Source organism: Stenotrophomonas maltophilia group sp. RNC7, assembly GCF_030910085.1.
Lineage (GTDB): Bacteria > Pseudomonadota > Gammaproteobacteria > Xanthomonadales > Xanthomonadaceae > Stenotrophomonas > Stenotrophomonas sepilia.
This window is the reverse complement of record NZ_JAVFVN010000009.1, coordinates 1-884: the sequence shown is the minus strand read 5'-3', so window position 1 is coordinate 884 and position 884 is coordinate 1. Positions and strand designations below refer to the sequence as shown.

At 68.0% G+C, this 884-nt stretch carries 1 protein-coding gene; it reads left to right on the top strand.

What is annotated here, in order from left to right; all coding sequences use genetic code 11:
• On the top strand, positions 1-854 hold an 854-nt coding region (locus RCF13_RS00045; protein ID WP_308140650.1), incomplete at its 5' end, for a phosphoenolpyruvate hydrolase family protein.
• Positions 855-884: the final 30 nt, after the last annotated feature.

Sequence of the window (884 nt, the reverse complement as noted above, 5' to 3'; positions counted from 1 at the left end):
GCCAAACATTGAGGATTGCCGCCATGCCGCGCTTTGACCGTAACCAACTGCTGGACAAGTTCCGCGCCATGGTGCGCGACCGCACCCCCATCGTGGGCGGCGGCGCCGGGACCGGACTGTCCGCCAAGTGCGAGGAAGCGGGCGGCATCGACCTGATCGTGATCTACAACTCGGGCCGCTATCGCATGGCCGGGCGCGGCTCGCTGGCCGGCCTGCTGGCCTACGGCAACGCCAATGAGATCGTGGTCGACATGGGCCGCGAAGTGCTGCCGGTGGTCAAGCGCACGCCGGTGCTGGCCGGCGTCAACGGCACCGATCCGTTCTGCGACTTCGACGTGTTCCTGGACGACCTCAAGCGCCAGGGCTTCGCTGGCGTGCAGAACTTCCCCACCGTGGGCCTGATCGACGGCACCTTCCGCGCCAACCTGGAAGAGACCGGCATGGGCTATGCGCTGGAGGTGGACATGATCCGCCTGGCGCACGAAAAGGGCATGCTGACCACGCCCTACGTGTTCAACGAGGACGACGCCGTGGCGATGACGCAGGCCGGCGCCGACATCATCGTGGCGCATATGGGCCTGACCACCGGCGGTTCGATCGGCGCCGAGACCGCGCTGACGCTGGATGACTGCGTCGCCGCCATCGACCGCATCGCGGCGGCCGCCCTGGCCGTGCGTCCCGACGTGATCGTGCTGTGCCACGGCGGCCCCATCGCCACGCCCGAGGACGCCGCCCACATCCTGCGCCATTGCCAGCATTGCCACGGTTTCTACGGCGCCAGCTCGATGGAGCGCCTGCCCACCGAGCAGGCGCTGACCGCCGCCACCCGCGAGTTCAAGCAACTGACGTTCTGAAATTTCCCCTTCCTCCGTTTCCGCCGGGGC